This window comes from Phormidesmis priestleyi ULC007 (assembly GCF_001895925.1).
Taxonomy (GTDB): domain Bacteria; phylum Cyanobacteriota; class Cyanobacteriia; order Leptolyngbyales; family Leptolyngbyaceae; genus Phormidesmis_A; species Phormidesmis_A priestleyi_A.
Genome location: NZ_MPPI01000023.1, coordinates 31683 through 56573 on the forward strand (window position 1 = coordinate 31683; position 24891 = coordinate 56573).

At 48.0% G+C, this 24891-nt stretch carries 25 protein-coding genes; 12 read left to right on the forward strand and 13 right to left on the reverse strand.

The features are described 5' to 3' along the window. Positions 1–84 precede the first annotated feature (84 nt). A complete protein-coding gene (locus BRW63_RS17695; RefSeq protein WP_073073517.1) occupies positions 85–921 on the forward strand; it encodes a tetratricopeptide repeat protein in 837 nt (278 codons plus the stop codon). A gap of 11 nt (positions 922–932) precedes the next feature. Next, complete coding sequence (locus BRW63_RS17700) at positions 933–1778, forward strand: tetratricopeptide repeat protein (RefSeq protein ID WP_083583038.1); 846 nt, start codon at positions 933–935, stop codon at positions 1776–1778. On the opposite strand, the gene ruvA is transcribed toward BRW63_RS17700, so the two are convergent. The 5 genes from ruvA to BRW63_RS17725 are packed head-to-tail and all read right to left on the reverse strand — an operon-like array spanning position 1768 to position 4477. After that, positions 1768–2391: a Holliday junction branch migration protein RuvA gene (gene ruvA, locus BRW63_RS17705; protein WP_073073519.1), complete on the reverse strand. Its 624-nt coding sequence runs from the start codon at positions 2389–2391 to the stop codon at positions 1768–1770. The genes BRW63_RS17700 and ruvA overlap by 11 nt on opposite strands. A gap of 34 nt (positions 2392–2425) precedes the next feature. Next, the gene (locus BRW63_RS17710) at positions 2426–3166 is read right to left on the reverse strand and encodes a sucrose-phosphate phosphatase (RefSeq protein ID WP_073073521.1); all 741 of its coding nucleotides are present in this window, start codon (positions 3164–3166) and stop codon (positions 2426–2428) included. Between the two features lie 30 nt (positions 3167–3196). Next, positions 3197–3802: a molybdenum cofactor guanylyltransferase gene (locus BRW63_RS17715; protein ID WP_073073522.1), complete on the reverse strand. Its 606-nt coding sequence runs from the start codon at positions 3800–3802 to the stop codon at positions 3197–3199. Between the two features lie 3 nt (positions 3803–3805). Then, positions 3806–4030, reverse strand: coding sequence for a DUF167 domain-containing protein (locus tag BRW63_RS17720; RefSeq protein WP_073073524.1), 225 nt, complete (start codon positions 4028–4030; stop codon positions 3806–3808). 30 nt (positions 4031–4060) lie between these two features. Continuing rightward, positions 4061–4477, reverse strand: coding sequence for a hypothetical protein (locus tag BRW63_RS17725; RefSeq protein ID WP_073073525.1), 417 nt, complete (start codon positions 4475–4477; stop codon positions 4061–4063). 335 nt (positions 4478–4812) lie between these two features. Here BRW63_RS17725 and BRW63_RS17730 point away from each other — a divergent pair, with 335 nt between their 5' ends. Continuing rightward, entirely contained in the window at positions 4813–7119 is a 2307-nt protein-coding gene (locus tag BRW63_RS17730; protein ID WP_073073527.1) for a tetratricopeptide repeat protein, read from the forward strand. A gap of 75 nt (positions 7120–7194) precedes the next feature. On the opposite strand, the gene BRW63_RS17735 is transcribed toward BRW63_RS17730, so the two are convergent. Beyond that, on the reverse strand, positions 7195–7728 hold the full coding sequence (locus BRW63_RS17735; protein ID WP_223257420.1) for a L,D-transpeptidase: 534 nt from the start codon (positions 7726–7728) through the stop codon (positions 7195–7197). Positions 7729–7913: 185 nt separating this feature from the next. Continuing rightward, positions 7914–8570 carry a bifunctional 4-hydroxy-2-oxoglutarate aldolase/2-dehydro-3-deoxy-phosphogluconate aldolase gene (locus BRW63_RS17740; RefSeq protein WP_073073529.1) on the reverse strand — a complete coding sequence of 219 codons (657 nt, stop codon included), beginning with the start codon at positions 8568–8570 and terminating at the stop codon, positions 7914–7916. Between the two features lie 190 nt (positions 8571–8760). Between BRW63_RS17740 and BRW63_RS17745 the strand changes: the two genes are divergently transcribed. Both BRW63_RS17745 and BRW63_RS17750 read left to right on the forward strand, forming a co-directional pair. Continuing rightward, positions 8761–9711, forward strand: coding sequence for a DUF2382 domain-containing protein (locus tag BRW63_RS17745; RefSeq protein WP_073073530.1), 951 nt, complete (start codon positions 8761–8763; stop codon positions 9709–9711). Between the two features lie 249 nt (positions 9712–9960). Beyond that, a complete protein-coding gene (locus BRW63_RS17750) occupies positions 9961–10812 on the forward strand; it encodes a DUF2382 domain-containing protein (protein ID WP_181314418.1) in 852 nt (283 codons plus the stop codon). On the opposite strand, the gene BRW63_RS17755 is transcribed toward BRW63_RS17750, so the two are convergent. Continuing rightward, positions 10809–12224 (reverse strand): amidase, encoded by a 1416-nt coding sequence (locus tag BRW63_RS17755; RefSeq protein ID WP_073073532.1) that lies wholly within the window; start codon positions 12222–12224, stop codon positions 10809–10811. The genes BRW63_RS17750 and BRW63_RS17755 overlap by 4 nt on opposite strands. A gap of 413 nt (positions 12225–12637) precedes the next feature. Between BRW63_RS17755 and BRW63_RS17760 the strand changes: the two genes are divergently transcribed. Beyond that, positions 12638–14098 (forward strand): MFS transporter, encoded by a 1461-nt coding sequence (locus tag BRW63_RS17760; RefSeq protein WP_106254075.1) that lies wholly within the window; start codon positions 12638–12640, stop codon positions 14096–14098. A gap of 28 nt (positions 14099–14126) precedes the next feature. On the opposite strand, the gene BRW63_RS17765 is transcribed toward BRW63_RS17760, so the two are convergent. Further along, a complete protein-coding gene (locus BRW63_RS17765; protein WP_073073601.1) occupies positions 14127–14345 on the reverse strand; it encodes a DUF6364 family protein in 219 nt (72 codons plus the stop codon). Positions 14346–14470: 125 nt separating this feature from the next. Then, positions 14471–15178: a hypothetical protein gene (locus BRW63_RS17770; protein WP_073073534.1), complete on the reverse strand. Its 708-nt coding sequence runs from the start codon at positions 15176–15178 to the stop codon at positions 14471–14473. 232 nt (positions 15179–15410) lie between these two features. On the opposite strand from BRW63_RS17770, the gene BRW63_RS17775 reads away from it, so the two are divergent. Continuing rightward, a complete protein-coding gene (locus BRW63_RS17775; RefSeq protein ID WP_073073536.1) occupies positions 15411–16319 on the forward strand; it encodes an AAA family ATPase in 909 nt (302 codons plus the stop codon). Here the strand turns inward: BRW63_RS17775 and BRW63_RS17780 are convergent. Both BRW63_RS17780 and BRW63_RS17785 read right to left on the reverse strand, forming a co-directional pair. Next, the gene (locus BRW63_RS17780) at positions 16316–16768 is read right to left on the reverse strand and encodes a hypothetical protein (RefSeq protein WP_073073537.1); all 453 of its coding nucleotides are present in this window, start codon (positions 16766–16768) and stop codon (positions 16316–16318) included. The genes BRW63_RS17775 and BRW63_RS17780 overlap by 4 nt on opposite strands. A 58-nt stretch (positions 16769–16826) precedes the next feature. Further along, positions 16827–17378, reverse strand: coding sequence for a peroxiredoxin (locus BRW63_RS17785; RefSeq protein ID WP_073073539.1), 552 nt, complete (start codon positions 17376–17378; stop codon positions 16827–16829). Positions 17379–17612: 234 nt separating this feature from the next. On the opposite strand from BRW63_RS17785, the gene BRW63_RS17790 reads away from it, so the two are divergent. The 5 genes from BRW63_RS17790 to BRW63_RS17810 all read left to right on the forward strand — a co-directional run bounded on the left by BRW63_RS17790 (position 17613) and on the right by BRW63_RS17810 (position 22194). Then, positions 17613–20111 (forward strand): serine protease, encoded by a 2499-nt coding sequence (locus BRW63_RS17790; RefSeq protein WP_073073540.1) that lies wholly within the window; start codon positions 17613–17615, stop codon positions 20109–20111. Between the two features lie 76 nt (positions 20112–20187). Beyond that, positions 20188–20460, forward strand: coding sequence for a hypothetical protein (locus tag BRW63_RS17795; RefSeq protein WP_073073604.1), 273 nt, complete (start codon positions 20188–20190; stop codon positions 20458–20460). A gap of 112 nt (positions 20461–20572) precedes the next feature. After that, positions 20573–20752 carry a DUF6888 family protein gene (locus tag BRW63_RS30000; protein ID WP_073073542.1) on the forward strand — a complete coding sequence of 60 codons (180 nt, stop codon included), beginning with the start codon at positions 20573–20575 and terminating at the stop codon, positions 20750–20752. Further along, positions 20749–20964, forward strand: a complete 216-nt coding sequence (locus BRW63_RS17805; protein WP_073073543.1) for a DUF6887 family protein — start codon at positions 20749–20751, stop codon at positions 20962–20964. Before BRW63_RS30000 ends, BRW63_RS17805 begins: the two co-directional genes overlap by 4 nt. 15 nt (positions 20965–20979) lie before the next feature. Next, positions 20980–22194 (forward strand): NAD(P)/FAD-dependent oxidoreductase, encoded by a 1215-nt coding sequence (locus BRW63_RS17810; protein ID WP_073073545.1) that lies wholly within the window; start codon positions 20980–20982, stop codon positions 22192–22194. 151 nt (positions 22195–22345) lie between these two features. On the opposite strand, the gene recG is transcribed toward BRW63_RS17810, so the two are convergent. Then, positions 22346–24814 carry an ATP-dependent DNA helicase RecG gene (recG, locus tag BRW63_RS17815; protein WP_073073546.1) on the reverse strand — a complete coding sequence of 823 codons (2469 nt, stop codon included), beginning with the start codon at positions 24812–24814 and terminating at the stop codon, positions 22346–22348. Between the last annotated feature and the right edge of the window lie 77 nt (positions 24815–24891).

Consider the following 24891-nt stretch of genomic DNA (forward strand, 5'->3'; position numbering starts at 1 on the left):
ATAAATTTTCTTTGCATTGGTGGGAATCGGCACCGTGTCCTGGGAATCTTAACGAAGACACTTTAGGTAAGATAAACTTAGGCGATGAGCCAAACCCAAGACGTTGAGATGACCTTCTTCTTTCAGAAGGGTCTGTATCTAAACAAGACAAAAGCTTACGAAACTGCAATCCACAGTTACGAAGCTGCTCTCGATCTAAAACCCGACTACTCTGATGCCTGGTATAACCGGGGCAACGCTCTATATCACCTCAAAAAATACGAGGAGGCGATCGCCAGCTACGACCAAGCCCTTGACTATCAACCCGGTTTCCCAGAAGCCTGGAACAACCGCGGCAACGCCTTGGATGAACTCTTTCGTTATGAAGAAGCCATCCACAGCTATGACCAGGCGACCAAATTCAGGCAAAACTACTACTGGGCCTGGTATAACCGGGGCATCTCATTGAGAAACCTGGGGCGCTATCAAGAAGCGGTAGATAGCTACGATCGGGCCATTGAGTTTAAGCCTGATTATCATTGGGCGTGGTATGGTCGCGGGTTGGCTCTTCGCAAACTGGGTCAGCTTGAAAAAGTGATTGCCAGCTACGACAAAGCGATAGAGTTTAAGCCCGATTTTGAAGAGTCTTGGACAAACCGAGGCAACGCCCTCTATCACTTGGGGCACATTGAAGCGGCGATCGCCAGCTATGACAAAGCCTTAGAACTCAAGCCAAACACCGCCACCCTCTGGTATAACAAAGCCTGTTGCTACGCCATTCAGGGCGAACTAGATCTGGCGTTTGAGCACCTAGAACGTGCGCTCGAATTCAACCCTCGTGAATATCGTGAGATTGCTCAAGCCAACGCCGACTTTGACCCACTCCGGCAAGATGAACGCTTTCTATCTCTGTTAGCGGCTCGATATCCAGGCGAGGCGTAAGACAGCGCGATATGCAACTTGAGGAATCGCGGGAGGCTAGATATCGCTGGGGGCGATCGTTAGGGTTGCTCATGGCTTATGGACAGCAGGCTGCTAAATATGAGCAGATTTTGACGGTTGAGCCTGACAACGTTGATGCACTAGTTTGCCGAGGATATGCGCTGGAAAAGCTAGGACGCTATGAAGACGCGATCGTCAATTTTGAACGGGCGATCGTCCTGCGTCCTCAGTGGGCGCTGGCGTGGCAGGGGCGAGGTCTCGCGCTGGGTAAACTCGGTCACCCTGAAGAAGCCTTGACCAGCTTTCGTCAAGCGCTCAAGTTTGAGCCAAATGACTATCGCACCTGGCAGAATCACGGCAAAATTTTGCTCAATCTTTCTCGCTACCAAACAGCGATCGCTAGCTTCGATCGAGTGTTGGCGCTCAACCCAGATAGCCACAAAGCCTGGTATAACCGGGGCATTGCACTTTCGTGTCTAAATCGCCAGCAAGCGGCTCTGCTCAATGTGGATATGGCGCTAAAAATCAAACCGAACTGCGACTATGTTTGGAACTATCGAGGCGTAATTCTCAATAAACTGCGCCGCTATGCTGAGGCGTTGGTCAGTTTTGACAACTGCTTAAAAATCAACGATCGCAATGCCAGCGCTTGGTATGGCAAAGCCTGCACCTACACGCTCCAGGGAGAGCTTGACCAAGCCTTAGAGAATTTGGATCGAGCTATTCAGTTGTCACGCTGTATCATTCAAGGCATGGCGACCACCGAATTGAGTTTTCAAACCCTTCGAGGAGACGCAAGATTTCAGGCACTAATTAGAGAAGAGATCAGTGTCCTACGGGCATTGGTTATTGACTGAGCCACGCGATCGCTTGACGAATCCAGGCTTCAGCGTCATCTGATTTTGAGAGCGTGGTGCTTTGTCCGACGGCTTGCAAGGCTTGAGTGATTTCTCGATCGGTGTAACCCAATGCGAGTAAGGTCATCTCGACATCTTCAAGAATATTAGTAGCAGGCCCGGCTCCGGGGGCGATGGCAATGCCTGCTTGTTGTCGCCATTCGGCAAGTTTAGTTTTTAACTCTAAAGCGATGCGCTCGGCGGTTTTGCTGCCAACGCCGGGAGTGCGAGAAAGTAGGCGTGTATTGCCCGTCACGATCGCCTGAACGAGATCTTGCAGTCCCAGCGTGTCGAGCAAGGCTAACGCCAGTTGCGGGCCGATGCCGCTGACGCTCACGAGTTGCCGAAACAGATCGCGTTCGGCAGATGAGCTAAACCCAAACAGCGTCACCTGATCTTCTCGCACATTGAGATGCGTAAAGATTTGAGCGTCTTCCCCAACTTCAGGAAGTTGTTGCAGCAATCGCGGCACGACTTGCAGGTCATAGCCAATTTGATTTACCTCAAGGGTGAGGGTGACGTGCTTGCTGCTTTTTTGAATGCCTGCGATCGTTCCTTTGAGATAGCCAATCATGAAGATGAAGTTTAGAGTGCAGACGGTCTTACTTCTATTGTAGGAAGCCGAAGTATTGTAAGCCTTCTAAGATTCCGGCGGCACAAAACCCTTGGGCGAGATAGCGATCGTCACTCAAATTTTTGTGATGCCATTGCAATAATTCTGGTTGAGCGTTGCCCATAATTACGCCCAAAGTTTTTTGCTCAAAGAGTGCAATATCGTTGCCCGAATCGCCACACGCGATCGTGCGATCGAACTCAAACCCTAGCACTTGCTGAATATAAGCGAGCGCGTTTCCTTTATTAGCTCGGCTAGACAGAATATCGAGATCTTGATTGCTGCTGTAAATCAGTTGAGCGTCAACGCCTTGATGCTTAATTTTGGCTTCGAGGTCTGGCAAAATGTGCGCGTCTTCTGCGTCAAGCAAAAAGCTGACTTTAAGAGAACGCTGCTCAGACTCTGGTTGCGGCACAAGCTGAGGAAATTGTTGAGTAATCGCAACGATCGCGTCTCGATTCCACCCGGCTGAAGACTGGGTTGTCCATTTCTGGTCTAAAACCTTGCCGGGGTAATAAATCTCAGTCCCGACGGCGGTAATCAACACATCTGGCTCTAGTAAGTTCACTTCGGTTGATAGTTTCTGATAAGACGTGATCGATCGTCCGGTTGAATAAACCAGCTTTACGCCGTTGACTTGACGACATTGCGTTAAGCGTTGATTGAGTTTGTCGAGGGCACGATCGTCGCCGACTAAAGTGTTATCTAAATCCGTCACTAATAGAAATTGGGTCACAGCTATCTCACAAACTCGCCGCTTCTGAGTTTAGCGATTGTCACGACTAAAATCTTCTAAATCTTGGGGAGTGTTGCAGTTGAATAAAATTTCTCGGTTTTCTAAACGTAATTCTTGAACCTGCTGATTGGCTAACCAAGATTGAAACGATCGTCCGCCTTGATCAATAAACTGCTGCAATTCAGATAAGCATTGACGGCGATAAAATCCGCAGAGCGGTTCCCAGCCTTTTTGACTGTGGGGCAACAGCGCGATCGTATCGGGTGAAATTGTCTCTAACTCGGCTGTCCATGATTGCAAAGTTTCGCCCCGCAATCGAGGTAGATCACACGCCAACAGCAATACCCAGTCGGTTTGAATGTACGTTAATCCTTGAGCAAAGCCCACTAACGGCCCTTGTTGAATATCTACGATCAGATGACAATGAGGAGGCACAACTGCACGATAGCGATCGCTCCAAGCCGTCACCACATAAATTTGATTAGTGCAGTGTAGTGCCGCTTCGCAAACTCGTCTCAGCAGAGGAACGCCCGAAATTTTAATCAGCGCTTTATCGCGGCCCATACGAGTACTTTGTCCCCCAGCCAGAACGATCGCGCTCAAAGAAACTTGGGAAATTGTAGGCGTTGAATCCATACTCTAGCGATCGAGTTCGACCCACTTATTTTTAGACAATAAACCGGACTTGATAGTGATGTGAGATTTAGGGATATGAAAGCGATCGGACAGCAGCTTGATTAGCTCTTTGTTGGCTTTACCGTCAACAGGTGGCGATTTCAAATGCACAGTCAAGCTTCCATCTGGCTGCTGTTCGATCTGTTGCTGTTTAGAATTTGGCTTCACCTTGACCCTTAAAATTTCCACTCATCCAAATCCCAAAACCGTTCTATAACTCTACTTTAGTGACTCAACGATCGAGGCAAGGGCAACTATGCAAAACGTCATTGCAGCGAGTGGCATTAGCCAAACTGATATCAGAATCCGCAAAACCTCCGTGACGGGCGAAGCGCCAAGGCTTCCAGCGATAATGTAAACTAACGCAAAACCTACCAGAAACAGAAACAATAGCTTCATCGCTTTAAAGGAAAGTTTAACGATCGGGCTATAGTTTGTGTTCTCAGGCTCAGGGGCACGATATCGACGATTGATTGGGTTAGCCATCGTCTCTAGTTCATCCAGTCGATACTGCATGGTGTGCAGTTGGGCTTGAAGTAGGTTGATCTGCGTCGTCAGGATTGCGATCGCGGGTGCCACTTCTGAAGAAATAACCTGAGGAGAAGGAATACCAGCCTGAAAAGGGGATGAGGGCATTGTTTGGGGGCTTAGATGACGCATAGGTGCAACTCCTAAATGTTTGAAGCGAGACAAAAAATCTCCTCACCTTGGCTTAATTGAGGCGTTTGAGGCACCTCCACCGCTATCATCTCGCAAGCCTAATATTTACGCCGTTTGATTATGTGTGATGCAGGTTTATCTGTCTGTGTCGGAATCGATCGATTTGTTGGAAAAAGTTGGATGTTCTCTATCTGCCTATTTAGTCATAGAGCGCTAAAGCGATGATTGATCGAAAATCACCCCCTTCAGCTTCCTGATTTAGCTTCACTAAATCATTACAATAGAGAGAAAAAATAATAACTGGCTGGCAAATGGGTGATGACGAAGCATTGGAGTTTGCAGATGAATGGGTTTTTGCAGCGATCGGGGAGCATTTTGACGACTTAACACGAGACATTTTTAAAGGAGTCTGGAATGGGCAAACCTATGAGCAGATAGCCCAAGCTTTGTGCTACGACGAAAGCTATATGCGTTATCTGGGTTCGTGCCTGTTTAGGCAACTCTCGAAGGCGCTCGGCGAAAATGTCAGCAAATCAAACTTTAAGGCAGCGCTCATCCGGCGACATCGCGCCAATCAAGCACCCGCTTCTGAGCCTTTGACGATCGCGGTCAATGCAAATTTTGTGGGTCGCGAACGGGCGATCGCCGACCTCAATCAGTTTGTCAGTCAGGGCGCAAAAATCATTGTCATTCAAGGAGAGGGCGGGTTAGGAAAGACAACTCTCGCCCGAAAATATCTTGACACTCAAGGGTTTGACCTGCAATTAGAACTGTGGATGCCCACCGAGCAAGAGAGCATTACCCCGGCTGAAAACATGGTCGAAGAATGGCTACGCAAAAATTTTAACGAGGAAACCGAACGAGATTTTGGCATTAACCTAGAGCGGCTGCGGCGCAAACTACGAGAACCCGATCGTCGCATTGGGGTGCTGATTGACAATCTAGAACCTGCTTTGAATGGGGAAGGCAGATTTATCGATACTCGTCGCCCCTATGTCGATTTGCTGCGAGTGTTGGCAGATTCTTCAGTGCGATCGGTGACGCTGATCACGAGCCGAGAGCGCTTATATGAACCCAGCGTGAGTGTCCAACCTTATCGCCCCGACAGCTTAAGCGAAGAGGATTGGAAACAGTTTTTTAGCAGCCGTCAAATTCGCACCGAGTCTGGGGCTTTGTCTGAGATGTGGCGCTCTTATGGCGGCAACGCTAAAGCGATGAAGATTCTCAGTGGCGCTATCTTGACCGACTCCGATGGCGATATCGAGACATATTGGCAAGAAAACAAAGATGATTTGTTAATTGAGCAAGAGCTAAATCATTTAGTTGCCAGTCAATTTACGCGATTGCAAACGGTTGATCTAGATGCTTATCAATTGCTGTGTCGATTAGGGTGTTATCGCTATCAAGATATTTCTTATATCTCAACAGAAGGCGTATTGTGTCTGTTGTGGGATGTGCCTTTAGAACGACGCAGACGAGTGATTAAATCACTGCAAGAACGATCGCTGCTCGAAGGGCGACGCGAACAAAAATATTGGCTGCATCCAGTAATCAGGGCAATGGCGATCGCGAGACTTAAAGCAAGTGATGAATGGACAACCACTCATCAAAATGCTGCCGAGTTTTGGATGCAGAGTGTCCAAATTGTGAACACGGTAGAAGATGCTTTAAGAGCGCTAGAAGCCTATCATCACTATCTAGAAATTAGTAACTTTGAGCTTGCCTGTAATGTCATTGTTGAGTTTAGAAACAGCCAGTGGGGTGAAGAAATTCCGTTAGGGTGGCTGTTTTATCGATTGGGCTTAATGGAACAAATGGTTTCTGCCATTAATCGAATTATCGATAACGTCACCTCAGATCACCGATCGGGAATGCTCTATAACTTACTGGGCTATATCTATCGCCTTGCTGGAAATTTTCAACAAGCGATCGAGTGTCACCAAAAAGCAGGAGACATTGCAGAAGCGTTTAACCAAGATCAATTCAAAGTTTCAACCCTGCTGAATTTAGGACTTTGCAAAAAAGACTTATGGGAAGTTGAGTCAGCGATCGGATATTTTAACCAGGTTTATTCGCTGAGTCAGCAAGATACGGTTCACTCAGGCTATCTCGTTTATTCTCAGTGCTGTCTGGCTTATTTATATTCCAGTACTGGGTTTGAGCAACCCGCTTTAGAGTTTGCTAATCAAGTTAATTCTGAAACCTTACTGAGTCAGCTTTCGACTTGGGGGGCGGGCTATAGCCTTCTCTATTTAGCAGCTACATATCGAAATGTGGGAGAGACGGCGCGATCGCTAGCGCTCTACCAAAAAACCATGTTGTATTCTGAAGAAAACCACTTCACCCAAATCAAAGCCAACGCCCTTCACGGCATCGCTCAACTCTATCGGGATCAACAAGCCTTTGAACCTGCGATTTCGCATCACCAGCAAGCGATTAAACTCTTGGGCAAAATTGGGGCTAAATGTGACCTCGCTGAAGCTTATTTGCAGCTTGGCATCACCTATCAAACGATGAGCCAAGCTGAAGAAAGTCGCATCCATTTCTATCGAGCCATGCGATTATTTACCGAGATGGAAGCCCCCAAGCGGGTCGAGCGAGTGCGCGGCTACATGTGACAAGACGCTGTAGGAGCATGGCACTGCCGTGCCCATTGTCCTGGCAAACAACCAATATTATTCAATGCACGATCGTTAGTTATGCACCACGATCGGAGTCCCTACCGAGGCCCAATCAAATAGCCGCTCGGCGTGATCGACTGCCACATTCACACATCCATGACTCACCGGAGTGCCAAAACTGTGATGCCAATAAGCGCCATGAATGGCATAACCGCCCGAATAATACATCGTAAATGGCACATCTGAAATGTCGTAATCGTCTCCTTGCATCCTTGCAATTTGCAGCTTTGACTGAATCTGAAAGACTCCGGTTAGCGTTGGCGTAGCTGCTTTGCCAGTTGAGACAATCACGGCACTAAACGGGGTTTTTCCTTGCCAAGCAATCAATCGCTGTCGAGTTAAATCGATTTCAATCCAGCGTTGATTTGACTTCTTTAACTTCGTCATCGCACTCTTAATCGGATTGGTTGCCTGTGCGATCGCAGTGGGTGGTATTTGCGTTGAAGCAGGTGCTGCAAAAACACTAAAAGAAATCATCATCAGTGTGGCACTTGCCACAGTTCCAGCGTTGTGTAACCAACGACGATTGATGAGGCACTTGATCATCAGTCCCTCCCATCCTTAATAATTTAATAATGTTTGAATATTAGTAAATGCAACCTTGCACCAACGCTTAGATCTCAGGCGGGGCACTACTATCGGGGCATGGCACCGGGACACGACCGAGACGCGGCAGTGCCATGTCCCTACCGTTCGTCAATCAAATTGGTATGAGATTAGCTACACTGCTCTTAAATCACATTCCGCATTGGCGAGATGTTTAACAACTTCATCAGAGTTTTGGCTTGCTGCGTCACTGCCTCCCAGTTCTGAGATTGCATCGCCTGTTGAGGAAACAAACTCCCGGCTAGACCGATCGCCACCGCTCCCGCCTCGATCAACGCTGGAGCATTCTCAAAAGTCACGCCCCCCGTAGGAATTAAAGGAATCTGCCCGATCGGAGCTTGCAGACTGCGAATATAGTTAGCGCCGCCTAGCGCCTGAACCGGAAACACCTTGACGCTGCTGGCCCCGGCTTGCCACGCTGTCACAATCTCAGTCGGAGTCAACGCACCCGGAATGATCGGAATGTCGCGATCGACCGCCATGCGAATCAGATCGACATTAATATGAGGCGTAAAAACAAACGCCACTTTTGCGGCGATCGCGCCTTGCAATTGTTCTAACGTTAATACAGTTCCGGTGCCGATCGTGCAGTCTGGCAACTCTGACTGAAGTTGGTGAATCAGCTTGGCAGGGCGATCGCTATCCCACGTAATTTCGATTAGCTTCATTCCCCCGGCTGCGACAGCTTTTGCCATTTGTCTGCCGAGTTCAAAGTCAGAGGCACGAATTACGGCGATCGCCCGTTGCTGACGCACGACAGTTAACCAGGATTGAATCTTCATTTCTTAAATATGTCCGAGACAAAAGTTAATTACGGCTTAACTAATGGATTCAACAATAAGCTGTTTTGTCCTAAAAATTGCAGAAACTCAGCCATTAGAAAGAAGCTGATTAAGTCGCTAGAAAGAGGAGATTTAAGAAATAAGTATCTAACATCATAAACAAAGCGAAAGATAGCTTGAGGAAATTAACATGGCACTCTATAAGATTAAAGACTTCGATCCAAACTATCGTGATCATTTTGATGGTCAAGATGTCAAAGATTTGGATCTCTACTCGGGTGATGAAAGAATCGGATCAGTCAACGACGTTTTAGTTGACGAAGAAGGACGCTTTCGCTACCTGATCATCAGCACAGGCGCATGGATCTTTGGCAAAAAAGTCATGCTTCCGATCGGACGTGCCCGCATCGACTACAACGCTCGTCGTGTTTATGCAGACGGTTTGACCAAGCAGCAAGCCGAAGCCCTACCAGAATTGACGGATGATCTCAAAATCGACCGCACCCACGAAGAGCAAGTGCGTAACGTCTATCGCCCTTCTGCCACAGGTGCTGCCAATGCTCTGGGTTCCACTCCCCTAGACACCCCGGTTGGATTAGAGTCCCCAACTCCCGTTGAAGGCATGGCCTATGCAGGCTCTTCGATGGGTGCGGTTGACACCACCTCTGATCGTCTAGACTACGATCGCGACACCTATGACTATGGTATGGATGCCGATCTCTACGACATTGACGAGAGCACAAACCCCAGTCTCAAACTCTATCAAGAGCGCCTCGTAGCCAATAAGAGCCGCCAGAAAACGGGTGAAGTCGCGATCGGCAAGCACGTCGAAACAGACACCGCCAGAGTTTCTGTGCCCATCGAAAAAGAGCGGGTCGTGATTGAGCGCAGCACTCCAACGGGTGGTACTGCTGTAACTCCTGGTAGCGCAACCTTCCAAGAAGGCGAAGTGGCACGCATGGAAGTCTACGAAGAAACGCCTGATATTCACAAAGAAGCGTTTGTGCGAGAAGAAGTGCGGGTGACGAAAGTCGTTGATCAAGACACCGTGGATGCTGAAGAGCAAGTTCGCCGCGAAGAACTCGACATCGACACTCAAGGTCGTCCGGTTGTTGAAGGCGATGCTAAGTCGCGAATCTAATCCCAATTTGATTGATGCGACAGATTCGGGTAGGGGCACGACCTGTCGTGCCCTCTACAATCGTTCGATCAGTCGTAATTTTTTCTGAAGTTGGCACAACATCCAAGCGGGCAGGGCTGGCTAACGGCTCTGTCCGCACCTCTATAAAAATCTGCCCCTATTAGATCTATGAATCGTGAAATTTCTGCAAAAGCACAGCCAGTTGATGATGCAACTCGTCGGTTAGCCCCTAGGTTGGACCAATTAAAAATGAAGCTACAGGGCTTTGCGGTGATCGACTCTGAGGGGCGATTGATTGGTGAGGTCAGTGATTTAATGCTCAACGACGAACAGCACTTGCACCTGGTCGTTTCTCAGCCAGATGTCAATTATGGACAGCGTTCTTTCTGGATTCCGAGTCGAGTGGTGAGTCGGGTGCGATCGCGCTCCAACACGCTTTCTGTCACACTCACTCAAGCCGACATCCAACACTTCCCGGAATATCAATCGTCTATGCAATCTTCAAATGAGTCGGATTCTGACGCGATCGCAACCAACCAACAAAGCCAAGAACTTGATCTAACTTCTTTAGAAGGGTTAGAAAATCAGCCTACTGTTGCTAGGGCACAGGGATTAATTGATCCTACAAACCTACCCAAAGCAGTTTCGCGAGAAGTGGTGCAAGAAGAGACCATTCGACTTTTAGAAGAACGATTAGCGGTTGACTATAACAGACATAAAATTGGCGAAGTAATCATTCGTAAAGAGGTTGAAATTCGCATCATTGAAGTTCCAGTTCGGCGTGAAAAACTGATTGTTGAGCAGATTAGTCCCGACTATAGACAGTTAGCAGAAATCGATCTAGGGCAAGGCGAGATCGAGGGTGTAGAACTGAGAAATTATCAATCGAATGGTTCACAAACTAAGGGCAATCACTTAACCGTTAGCGGTGAGTTTAATTCGCCTAAAACGGGTGCCTGGTTGCTTGACTCGATCGCACATCAAGCGCACCATAGCTGCAAAAAGATTCGCATCGAAATTGAGGTAGAAGACCCTACTCATTTTGATTTATATCAAGGCTGGTTCGATCGCTGCTCAATTCGTGAAGAACAGCCCGATTAATCGGATTTGTTCCCAAAATTGGGACGATTCTCAGCCCACGGCTGCACCGCTTCGATCTGTGCCGCCAATGAGAGAATCGTCACCTCATCGGCAGGGCGACCCACTAGCTGAATGCCGACGGGCACCCCATTGTTATCAAACCCCGCAGGTAGCGAGATGGCGGGCTGTCCGCTGACGTTAAACGCGGGGCAAGGGGCGATCCATTGACTGATCCGCTCGATCGTCGCTGCCGAACTGAGCTTTGCCCACGCTCCGACTCGAATGGCGGGGTGAAAATAAGTGGGCGTTAACAGCACATCAAACGGTTCGATCATCTGGACGACTTGCCGAGCAAAGCGCTGAAGTTGATGAACCGATCGCACATACTGACTCGCCCTCGTAAACCGTGCTCTCAGCCACAGCCAGCGATTCACGCGCTCTAAAAAAAACGGGGGAATGCCAACATCCGTTTGGGTGCGCCAAGTTGTCACAAAGGGTTCTATCAAATCGCCAAAATCGGGGATTATTGACTCGACTTCATGACCTAGCCCTTCGAGCAGACGCGCCACTTTTAGGGTGGCATTTTGACAGATTGGATCAGCATCTCCGATCGGCAAAATTGATGTGATGCAACCAATTTTTAGTTTGCCAGGAGCCTTCTGAGTCGCAGCTAAAAAAGACGGGTCAGGGTTAGCAAGCCAATAAGGATCTCCAGTCACATAGCCTGCCGTCACATCTAAAAATGCAGCAGCATCTGCAACGGTGTGTGTAAGCGCCCCATTGACCGCACAGCCGCCTAAATAGTCGCCCACTGGCGCATTAGAGATTCTGCCGCGCGAAGGCTTTAGCCCCACAAGACCGCAACAAGCCGCCGGGCCGCGAACCGAACCGCCTCCATCAGAGCCTTGCGCGATCGCACAAAAGCCTGCGGCAACGGCGGCGGCCGATCCCCCACTTGACCCACCCGGCGTATAGTCTAAATTCCAAGGGTTGCGGGTCGGCGGAAAGCCAGGTGGTTCTGTGTAAGGAAATGAGCCAAGCTGAGAGGTTGCCGTCTTGCCTAAAATGATGAAGCCCGCCTGCTTGATTTTTGTAACGACTGAATCATCGTGTTTAGCAACGTTTTTTTGCAGGGCAATCTTCACCCCAAATGAAAGTGGAACATCGGCAACAGGATTGAGATCTTTAATGCCGATCGGAACGCCAAAAAAAGGCGGTAACTCTGAGATATCACCCGTTAGCTGCTCGGTTTTGGCTTTAGCATCTGCGATCGCGCGATCGGCTATTACGGTAAAAAAGCTGCCTAACTGCGAGTCTAGCTGCTGAATGCGTTCTAAATAAAGTTGGGTGAGTTCGAGAGGAGACACGTCTCGATCGCGAATCAGCCGCGCTTGGTCTAGGGCTGAAGTAAAGGCTAAGTCAACTAAATCCATGCCGATGATCTCAGAGAAAAGGGCCAAAAGAACTGCCGCCGATCGTACCTTCAGTTTAAAAGACTGCAAAAGGAAACGTTAGCATTGCTGCACATCGGGATGATTTGGGTAGGGACAATCCCCCCGTGGTGCCCTCCGTCAGGGATAGGCACGGGGCGCTACCCCTACAGCCATTTTATCCCCTCATTCTGCAACACCAAAACGTTCTCACACTGGTAGGGTTCATCAACACAAAATTCGTTCTATTCTCTCTTGAGAAATCATTCAAAAGGAGAGTCAGCGAATCTTGAGAATTGCTTAAGCTTAACTCAGCGATCGCGCTAAACTTTGTTAGAAACACGAAGTCGCACGCTTTCTGTCTTAGCACTCAGAGGTATGCAGTGGATTTAGGGATCATCGAAACGCTCACTCCAATGTCTCAAGGGTCTCCAGAACCGATTACTGGAACCGAATCTTTATTTCCCCTGGTGACTGAGCCAGATCCTAAAATTCCTAAAGATGCGCTTCGGACTAGCTTAAAAGCTTCGACGATCGATGGCGTGTTTGCAACAGTTTTCTCCAACATTGTCGGGGGTGTGCTGCTCAGTAACTTTTTAGTCGAGTTACACGCCAGTCCGGTCGAAATTGGGCTGTCGGCATCGATTCCCATGTTGGCAAACTTGGTTCAGCCTTTGGGCGCTTATTGGGGTGATCGTACTCGCAGCCGCCACATGTATTGCTTTTGGATTTATACCCCGGCTCGTCTGATCTGGCTGCTGCTGGTGATCGGCATCGCGATCGCGAGTTGGGGGCAGTTAGATTCACATCTGCTCGTGCAGTGGACGCTGCTGATCGTCTGTGTCACTTACGCGTTAGGAGCCTTGGGCAGCGCTGCCTGGTTGAGTTGGCTGGCGGCGTTAGTGCCTCGACGACTGCGAGGGCGATATTTTGGGATTCGTAACAGCGCTGCCAGTTTAACCTGTCTGATCTCAGTGCCGATCGCCGGAGTGATTGTCTCTACTTATCCGCGTGGCACCATTGAAGGTTATGGCTTTGTCTTGCTGTTGGGCATCATTATGGGGCTGGTAAGTTTGGGCTATCAGTGTTTGATGGTGGATGTCAATCCGCAAACTCAAAAACGATTGGCCGGGGTCACTGTTCAAGATGTCACTGCGCAAGAAGGGACGATCGCGCCCGATCAGCCTTCGGGGATTAAATCTGTGTTCGCCTCACCAATTCTACAAGACGGAAACTTTTTGCGCTTTTTGGTCTACTTTGGCGTGTGGATGTTTGCCGTCAATCTGAGTGCGCCATTTTTCAACTTATATATGTTGGATAATCTGTCGATCGATGTCGCTTGGGTGACGGCTTATAACAGTCTGACGGCGGGGGCAAACCTGGTGATGCTGCTTTTTTGGGGCAAACTCGCCGATCGCTTTGGCAACCGAGCTTTGCTGCTGCTAGTCGGAATTCTGGTTGCTGTCACGCCGCTCTTTTGGCTGGCAACTGGGGCAAACGCGATCTCGATCTGGCTGTGGCTGCCGTTGCTACATATTCTAGGGGGCGGAACCTGGGCTGCGATCGACCTATGCAACAACAACATTCAACTGGGTATTGCTCCGGTTAAACATCAAGCGGCTTACTTTGCAGTGGCGGCAGCGATCGCGGGTGTCAGTGGTGCGTTAGGAACCACTGCGGGCGGATATCTTGCCCAATTTGCTGATTATGGTGGCATACCGGGGCTATTTGCGCTCTCTAGTGTGGTGCGGTTAATTGCGCTGTTGCCGTTGGTGTCTGTGCATGAGGAGGGAGGGCAATCGATCGGGCAAGTCATCAAAGCACTGCTGCCATCAAAAACAGAGCCGATCGACCTACAACTCTCTGAGGAGCCTTGAAGTTAGATACCTTGTTCAACTTACTGCATTAGGTTTCACGCATCCACTCCAACGACGGTTTTCGCTGTGATTTTACACAGTCCTGCAAATATAAATTAATCAAACTTTGATAAGAAACACCTGTTTCCTCAGCTAAAGCCTTAAAGTACTCGACCACTTCCTCTTCAAGCCGAATTGTCACTTGCTTCTTAAGCTTTTTGATGTACGGATTCTTCACAGATTGAGAGAAATCATACTCATCTTTCATAAAAGAAAACTCTGATGTAAATGTCGTCATTAAGTTAGATGCGCTGGGAAGTGAGAGGCTTCTGACCTACCAAGAATCTCACTTAAAGCGATCGGCTAGATCATTACGTGCTGAAAAAATCAGAGTCACACTCTTTTCACGCTCACCTGCCAATCATTATCCACTTTTTGGACGTGAAGGCTAGGAACACTCTGAAGTAGCTCAATCAATTTGATACCAGGACATATACTTCGCATTGAAACCCGTATCGGTTGCTTGTAATAATCGCAAAACTTTTTGCTCAATACCGCAATCGTCACAAATTTCTTCGGATTATTTGCTGTCAAACTTCTGATGATCTCTGCCAAAGCTATCTCTAAATCATTTGCTGATTCGATCTCAGGAACCAAGTTTAGTTGATGTTCTGAAATCTTTTGAGCGTGGCAAGGAACGTTCTCTTCAGCGCCTTCAGCTTTCAACATTGTCAATAAACGCCCGTCAACTTTCCAAGGTCGCTTAATTCTGTACTGGATTAAGATTGCCTGAGACTGTTGAAGATCAGGGACTATTGCTTGAAGAAGAGCCACATAAAACTCTTGGGGTACTTGAGTATCGTAGATTGAAAAACGTCTGCTACTTCTGAGAAAACCTCTCAAACCGTCACTACAGCCTTGAACTTTTGCCACTTCTTCAGGTGACACTTCATACTTTTCATAAAATAACTCGGTGAGCCTAATCACCCTAATCCAGGGACTGCCGTTCCTTTGAGATTCAAGGACGATAAAGTTTTCCAGTTCTTCGAGTAGCTGTTGTAACGATAAAAATGAGGACGAATTTTGGTTAGGCTCATCCATTGTGCTGAACTAAACTCAAATGACGATATTAATGACCTATAGCTACAGGCGCAGTGCTGAGTATTCCATGATTCTCCGAGTGCGACTTTCCTCACCGAAAAAACCCTGATCTATTCAGGTGACTTTACAAGCAAAGTTTCCTTGAAAGCTCTGACGATCGCGCTCCAAAACCGCTCCAACTTTTAGCATCCTGAGTATGATGAGGAAAGCGTTCAGGGGCAAAACTTTAGATATGAGAGATCGCATTGAGCAACTGACGCAGAATCTCAGCCAAACGATCGTCGGTAAATCTGAGGCAATTCGCCTAGTGTTGGTTGCCTTGCTATCGGGAGGTCACGCCCTTCTAGAAGATGTCCCTGGGGTCGGCAAAACCCTGCTGGCCAAGTCTTTGGCGAAATCGATCGACGGTCGGTTTCAGCGCGTGCAGTGTACGCCCGATCTGCTGCCTAGTGATGTCACAGGCACCAATATTTGGAATCCTCGATCGGGTGAGTTTGAGTTTATGGCGGGCCCTGTCTTTGCCAACATTCTGCTGATGGATGAGATCAATCGCGCCACCCCTCGCACCCAATCTGCGCTGCTAGAAGTGATGGAAGAGAAACAAGTGACAGTCGATGGCGTGTCTCGATCGGTGCCCCAACCATTTTTTGTGATTGCGACTCAAAACCCGATCGAATATCAAGGCACCTTCCCGCTTCCAGAAGCTCAGATGGATCGCTTTGCTCTGTCTTTATCGCTCGGATATCCAACTGAACGCGAAGAGTTGCAGATGTTGCATCGACTTCAAGACGGGCACACGTTTCAAGAACTCCAGTCCTGTATCTCGCTGGCAGAGGTGCAAGAGCTTCAGCGTCTCTCTGGTCTGGTGAAGGTTGAAACCTCGATTCAGCAATATATTCTTAACTTGGTGAGAGCGACGCGAGAAGATGAAGAAATTACGCTAGGGGTCAGTCCTAGAGGCACAGTAGCGCTGCAAAAAGGGGCACAGGCGCTAGCGTTTTTAGATGGCAGAGACTACGCAATTCCTGATGATGTGAAAGAACTTGCGCCTTGTGTGCTGGCACACCGAATGATTCCGACCGGAGGCAGGAGAGCGAGGGGAATTGTCGATCGTCTCCTGCGATCTGTTGCGATTCCCTAATCTTCGTCGGTTGGGCGCATGGCTTCTCGTGCTAACACAGCCAAACCCGCTACCCCCATACTGACAAACCAGACATACTGATACCAATAATGTTGGATCTGAGCGGTTGGGGTCAATTCAGGGTGCAATGTGCAGAGATAAAATAGCAGAAAGATCATCGTCAGACCGCCAAACCCGGTGAAGGTCAGCCCCATCAAAATCCGAGCGGGTCTGAGGTCGTCGTCGGTGATGTCGTCAATGTCAATTTCTGCCAGTCGATCGAGAGACTCGTCTGCAACTTGCGAGGCTTCACCCAAATTCATCGCCATCTCTGACGGCAGCAGAGGGGCGATCGCGCTCACGGTTTTGACGCGCAGCGATCGCTCAGTATCCCGCAAAAGCTCTAAAGGTTTGCGCGCTAGGGGTTCAGCAAACTCAACTCTATCGGACATTTTAGGATCAAAATCCATATCGCTCACCGAATCAACTTTTATCAATTCTAAAGGAGTCAGAGACTTTGGTTGAGATTCACCCTTGTTTTTGCAGTTCGTCAAGTTTGGCGAGAACTTCTCGACTGTGAACGATCGGATTCACCCCGGTAAAAGTGGCTTTAAGGATTCCTTGCGGATCGATGATGAACGTGTGCCGAGATGAAACAATGCCCATCCAAGAACCGTAGGCTTTGCTGATTGCGCCAGTGGTGTCGGCGAGAAGCGGAAATTTTAGCCCTTCAGAGTCACAAAATTCTGCGTGAGACTCAACATCATCAGCGCTGATGCCAGCGATTTGGGTATTGCGATCGAGATACTGCGGCATATCTTGCTGAAACTTGCGGGCTTCGATCGTGCAACCCGACGTAAAATCTTTGGGGTAGAAGTAGACGACGAGCCATTTTCCGCGATAGTCTGCCAGCGAGACGTTGCCGTCGCCCGTGTTGGTTGGCAGCACAAATTCTGGAGCGGGTATATCGACGAGAGGTAACTTACCGCCTAAAGCCAGCGCATTGGGTGTAACGGTAAAGGCAGTAAGCAGAGTCAAGCAGCAAACTAATAAAGCTTTAAGCAGGGTTCGGCGAAGCATGAGATAAATTTAAAGACTCTTAATAAAAGTTTACCTTAGTAGTTAACGCTTACCAAATTCTGCTTGAACACTTGATACAACTCAAATATGTTGCGGGGCGATCGTCAAATTTATACCAGTGATGGGTTGAATACGGTTTCAGAAAAAGTAACGATCGCTAATTTACTCTGTCTGATCTGATATAAATTGACCATAAATTGAGCTACCAACGGTGTAGAAGCTGAGGAGTGATTTATGAGTCAGAGTTGGCGTGGATTGGATTGGTTGCCAGGAGTGCTTGCAGGAACCGCAACAGTTGCGATCGTGGTCAGTTATCAACAGGCTGCCTCAGCCTTGACCTTCGCTGAGGTTCGCAAAATCGCAGTTCCCGTTACGGTGATGATTAGCGATCAAACTGGTGGCGGATCTGGAGTCATTGTTGCCAAACAGGGAAACACTTACACAGTTTTAACCAACCGTCACGTAGCTGATAAGGATACCGCTTACCGCATTCAAACTTCTGATAGCGATGTTCATGAGGCAGCCAGAGTAGTTAAGCGCTTTCAGGATGTTGACTTGGCTGTTTTACAGTTCGATAGTGCCAAAAACTATCCAGTTGCCACTTTGGGAAACTCTGGTCTAAGTAGTGTGGGCGATACAGTTTTTTCCTTTGGCTATCCTGGAATTTACGATCGCAAGGCTAATACTTTTGAGCAAAGGTATCGTGATTCTGAAGGCATCGTTCTAGATCTCAATGCACAAAATGGTCAAGGATATCTTATTAAACACCGTGCCGATACTCCACGCGGTATGAGTGGCGGTCCTACGTTTGATGCGAAAGGTCGGTTGATTGCAATCAATGGCTTGGTTGGTACAAGCAGTATCTCTAAAGACATACCGCCTGAAATCGATGAGAAAGGTCAGATTCCTATCTACGAGGGCAAAGTTGAACTTAGAATTTACACTGGTGAGTATTTCTCAATTCCCATCAATACAGCGATCGCCCAGCTAACCAAGGCGGGAATTAATGTTTCAAACCTGAAGATAGACAAAACCCCACCGCCGAATAATAGTGAACGCATAGCTAATCCTAAGAATGCTGGAGATTTCTATCTTCGCGCCAGCATTTCTCGTCAAAAGGGAGATGTTCGCTCCGCGATTAATGATTACAGCAAAGCGATTGAGTTAGACTCGAATTTTATTGATGCTTATTTTAGTAGGGGCGTAGCTTTTGCGGAAGTGGAAGACTGGTCAAAAGCTATTGCTGACTTTGAGGAAATCATTGCTCGCCCTTCAGGTGATCTCAAGATATATGCCTACAGCAACCGAGGGGCAGCCCGTGCTGCATTGGGTGACAGACAGGGTGCGATTGAAGATTACACCCAAGCCATCCGCCTTAACCCCAAAGAAGCTTCTGCCTATTACAACCGAGGGGTAGTACACTCCGACTTGGATGACAAACAGGGTGCGATCGAAGATTACACTCAAGCCATCCGCCTTGACCCCAAAGACGCTTCTGCCTACACCAATCGAGGGGTAGTCCGCGCCGAATTGGGTGACAAACAGGATGCGATCGAAGATTACACCCAAGCCATCCGCCTTGACCCTAAAAACGCTCTTGCCTATTACAACCGAGGTAGAACGCGCTCAGAGTTGGATGACAAACAGGGTGCGATTGAAGATTACACCCAAGCCATCCGCCTTGACCCTAAATACGCTGCTGCTTACAACAACCGAGGGGTAGTGCGCTCTGACTTGGATGATAAACAGGGTGCGATCGAAGATTACACTCAAGCCATCCGCCTTGACCCTAAAGACGCTTCTGCCTACATCAATCGAGGGATATCCCGTGTCAACCTGGGTGACAGACAGGGTGCGATTGAAGATTTTACTCAAGCCATCCGCCTTGACCCCAAATCTGCTTCTGCTTACTACAACCGAGGGAACGTGCGCTCAGAGTTGGATGACGAACACGGTGCGATTGAAGATTTTACTCAAGCAATCCGCCTTGACCCCAAATCTGCTTCTGCTTACCACAACCGAGGGGTATCCCGTGTCAACCTGGGTGACAGACAGGGTGCGATCGAAGATTACACTCAAGCAATCCTCCTTAAGCCTAAATACGCTGCCACCTATTACAACCGAGGGAAAGTGCGTTTCGACTTGGGTGACAAACAGGGTGCGATTGAAGATTACACCCAAGCCATCCGCCTTGACCCTAAAGACGCTGTTACCTATTATCACCGAGGGAAAGTGCGCTTCGACTTGGGTGACAAACAGGGTGCGATCGAAGATTTCGCCCAAGCAGCCCGCCTTGACCCCAAACTTGCTACGGTTTACTACAACCTAGGTAGAGTGCTCTTCAATCAGGGCAACAGACAGGGTGCGATTGAAGCTTACACTCAAGCCATCCGCCTTGACCCTAAATCTGCTACGGCTTACTACCACCGAGGGAAAGTGCGCTCAGAGTTGGGTGACAAACAGGGTGCGATCGAAGATTACACTCAAGCCATCCGCCTTGACCCTAAAGACGCTTCTGCTTACAACAACCGAGGGAAAGTGCGTTCAGAGTTGGGTGACAAACAGGGTGCGATCGAAGATTACACTCAAGCCATCCGCCTTGACCCTAAAGACGCTTCTGCTTACAACAACCGAGGGAAAGTGCGTTCAGAGTTGGGTGACAATCAAGGCGCGCTTGAAGATTATATTCAAGCCATGCACCTTGAAGCCATCGAAAAAATTCAACTGTACTAGCCGAACTGTCTACAGCTATTGTCTTTGTCTTACGATGGACTCAGAAAGCAAAAATCTGGAGGAGGAAACTGCTCTCATGCCTCATCCCAACCTCAGCAGCGAGGAAATCGCTCAACGTGGTGAAGAACTATACCAGAAGCATATTCGTGCTCAAGTCGAAACAACGGAGAATATCGGCAAAATCATTGCGATCAACCTCACCACAGGCAATTACGAGATTGATAAAGACCTGCTTGTGGCTTGTCATCGCTTAAAAGCCAACCAACCCGATGCCGTCACCTGGGTAGAGCGAATCGGCTATGATGCCGTCTATGCGATCGGTGGCACATTAGTTAAGACAGCAGAGTGATCAGCGGGACAGTGGTTGGGCTTCAGGCACGCATGGTCATCATTTTGTATTCTTCCGAACGTGCAGAAGTAGGAGATGCGAAAATAACTATGGCAGAATTGAGGGATGAGCTATCTTACCGACTACCGAACAAAACTTCACCAGTGTTTACGTCTGCCAGATGCTCTCTAACTTTTATCGAAGCGTTGAACTGTTTCGATTTAACGATCGAACTGGTGAAATATACATCTTTGCTGGTGAAGAACTGCAAGTCGTAATTTCTCGTGATGGAAAGTGGAGATTCATATTATGAAGCCAAATTATGACGTGATGAGCAATGCAGAACTGAGAGCCTACTGCCTTGAGCATCGAGAAGATATGAGTGCGCTAGAAGCTTTCTTTGCTCGTCGCAGTCCTGATTCTGAGGCGGTTTGGTTTTCTCCACCTAAAACACTAGAAGAATGGAAGCAGCAAGAAGAAGTGTTTCGAGCAGAGATTGAGAAGCGATCGCAGAAACCTAATTGACCCGAAGAAATCTTAATGGAAAAATTTGATGTGGTAATCGTGGGTGGTGGCCCTGCTGGTGGACAATGTGCCCGCATTTTGGCTCGATCGGGTCGAAAAGTTTTGTTGATCGAACGCTTTAAAGACTTTACTAAAAATAGTTTTTCTAGCGCTGGAACGCCTCTTGAAACATTAGAAAAATTTGATCTACCTGAAAAAGTGGTGGGTAGTTTTTGGAATCAATTAGTGATTGTTACGTCTAATAAACGTGGAGTTTGGCAATCTGAGAAGACTCTAGGAAGTGTTTTAGATTTCACGAGACTACGAGAATTTTTAGCTGAAGAAGTGACTAATCACGGCGGCGAAGTTTGGATGGGATGTCGATATGTTAGTCATTTAACTAACGACAACGAGAGTTTAGTAACGATTAAAAATAATTTAATAGACGAAGAGATTTCAGTTACTACAAAAGTTTTAGTTGACGCGACCGGGCCTAACCGATCGCTGATCCTTCAAAAAGGTGATCCTCAACCTAAATTCACAACTGGAACTGGAGTTGAATATTTGATCGAAGTTGACGATGAATCTTATCAAAAGCGCTCTAAAGCATTAACGTTTTTCTTAGGTCATAAATGGATTCCTAAAGGCTATTCTTGGATCTTTCCAATGGAAGCAAACAAATTAAAAGTGGGGGCAGGAATCGTTCAAGGTGAACATAAAGTAGTCAAAGAAACTGAACCTCTAAAACACTATATCGAACTGATTATTCATGACTATATTAAGCCAGAATTCTACAAAATTACTGATATTCACGGTGCAACTGTTAAATATAGTATGGGATTGAATGATGTCTATAGTCGAGACAATTTAATCGCGATCGGAGACACCGTTTCAACCATCAATTTTTTGGGTGGCGAAGGGATCAGACACGCGATGCTCAGTTCTGAGATTGCTAGTCGATATATTGCAGAGTATTTAGAAGGTCAAAGAAAAGACTTCAACGGCTATCAAGAAGAGATGCACAAAACATTCTTGGCGAAGTGGAAAGTCTCAGAAAAATTGGGTATGAAAAAATATCTAGAAGACACTGATACTTTAATTGATAAAGTCGTATCTTATCTAGAGCCGATGACGCTAGAAGACATTGTAGATGTTCTGTTCTATTACAAATTTGAGAAAGTTTCTAAAGGGTTTTGGCCCTATTTGTTGAGGAAAATTCGCTCGTTTTTTAAGCCTTTTAAGAAGGTTTAAGTCAACGTGAATTCGATGAAGCTTTTCGCTATCCGGGCTGCCCCCTAAATCCCCCAATTTGGGGGACTTCAAGCCAAAATTTCCGGTTCAAAGTCCCCCAGAATTGGGGGATTTAGGGGGCTGAAGCGCTGAAGAACGCAGCGAACTGACGTTAAGTCAAAATCGCACCGCCCATTAAACGCTGATAGCGATATTCAAGTTCGGCTTTCATCGCTGCCCATTTTTCTAGAGTGGGGTCTTTCTCGATCGTTCTCTCTGCCGCATCTCTCGCAAGTTCCAACACTTCTTGATCTTCGACTAAACTTGCCAGCGCAAAATCTGGTAAACCTGATTGTCGAGTTCCCAACACTGCACCTGGGCCTCGAAAGCGCATATCCATTTCTGAGATGAAAAACCCGTCTTGAGATTGCTCTAACACCTTGAGCCGTTGACGAGCCGTTTCGGTTTTAGAACTGCTCATCAGCAGACAAAATGACTGAGCTGCCCCTCGACCGACTCGACCGCGAAGCTGGTGTAGTTGTGACAGCCCAAAGCGATCGGCGTGTTCGATCAGCATGACTGACGCGTTGGGCACATCAACCCCCACTTCGACCACTGTTGTAGACACCAGAATTTGAGTTTGGTTCTCTCGAAATTGAGTGATTGACTCGTCTTTCTCAGCAGAGGTCATTCGCCCATGCAGCAAGCCGACTTTGAATTCGGGAAAGACCTTTTCTTGAAGTTCTTGATGTTCGTCGATCGCAGATTTCAAATCCAATTTTTCTGACTCTTCAACTAAAGGCAAGACCACATAAATCTGGCGACCCTGCGCGACTTCACGACGCATTAGCTCATAGGCTTTTAACCGTTCTCGCCCCACTAGAACGGTGGTTTTAATCGCCTTTCGACCCGGCGGCAGTTCATCAATTTGACTGACATCTAAATCGCCGTGAAGCGTCAACGCCAGCGTTCGAGGAATGGGTGTTGCAGTCATCGTCAACACATGAGGATGCTCACCTTTTTGCTGAAGTTTCGCGCGTTGCTGAACGCCAAAGCGGTGCTGTTCATCAATCACCACTAACCCCAAACGATTGAAGTTCACCGTGTCTTGAATCAGTGCATGAGTTCCGACGAGCAAGGGCAATTCTCCGGTTTCAAGCTGGGCGTGAATTTCGCGACGTTTTGCTGCTTTGGTCGAGCCTGTCAGCAACTCCACAGGCAGATTCAGCAAGTTAAACCAACTGACCAATTTTCGATAGTGCTGTTCTGATAAAACTTCAGTTGGAGCCATTAATGCGCCTTGATAACCCGACTGAATTGCGGCTAGAAGAGCGATCACGGCAACCACGGTTTTTCCTGATCCCACATCGCCCTGAACTAAGCGATTCATTGGGACGGGTTTTTGCAAATCATTCAGAATGTCGTTGACGACTCGATTTTGAGCGTTTGTGAGTTCAAAAGGCAATTGTTTGTAGAAATCATCAATCAGCTTTCCGGTTGGGGCAACTACGGCACTGGCTTGGATTTGCTGCTGATTTTTGCGACGGTTGAGCAAGCCCAGTTGCAGATAGAAAAATTCATCAAACACGAGGCGACGACGGGCAGATTCTAGCGCGTCACTGTCTGGCGGGAAGTGAATTTGAGCAATTGCCTCGGCGATGCCAATCAAGCCATATTCGTCACGCAAGCCTTTGGGAAGCGCTTCTTGAAGTTGCTCGATCGCTCCCAGCGCCGTGATCATCGTCCGTCGAACTAATTCTGCGCCAACACCCTCTGTTAGGGCATAAATGGGTACAATTCGCCCTACCGTAAACGAATCGATCGCATCATCAGCCTGACCTAAAATCTCTAAATCAGGCGCGTCTAAGGTCATCCCAAACTTGGTTTCTTTGACCAATCCTGATGCTGCGATCGTTGCCCCGACGGGATATTGACGCTTCTGTTGTTCTTGCCAACCGCGATTGCTGTAGCGGGTTCCGGCAAAAAAGCGGCTGATTTTCATCTGTCCGGTCGAGTCGCGAATCACGAGTTCGACGATCGTCAACTTACTATTGCGTGGGCTGGTAAAGCAACTACAGCTTTTGATGGTGCCGATCAGGGTCACGGTTTCACCCGCTTGTAGCTCTCTAATCGTCACCTGACGAGCATAGTCAAGGTGATCGCGTGGATAGTAATAGAGCATATCTCGCACAGTGAGCAGCCCTAATTTTGCCAGCTTCTCACCGCTTTTGGTGCCAACTCCGGGGAGATAGGTGAGGGCTTGATCGAGCGAGATGCTGCGGTTGGATTCGACGATCGGACTCGTGCGAGGAGCAGCAACCACTTTTTTAGCGGCAGGCTGGACTGAGGGTTCTATCGATTTTTTTGCTGTGTCATCGGCTGCCTTTTTGACCTGGTAGAGGAACCGTCGCGTCTCTGCAACCAAATGCTGACGCTGAGAAAATGTCAGATCACCATATTTGGCAAACTGCGAGGCGATTTCTTGACAGCGTTCTCGATCGGGGCTAGGCAATGCCGCATCCGGTTGACTGAAATTGAGATGCAAAAATTCGCCGAAGTGGTATTGATTTCCCTCCAGGTTATTAAATCCATGCTCTGCCTCAACCGACAAAGCTTTTTGCAATCTCACCAGATCCATCATTAAAAGAGCAGACCTCCTGCATGAATAAAATTCTCGATATAAGCTCTCTCAGATTTCGCTCCGTTCAGGTCGGTTTG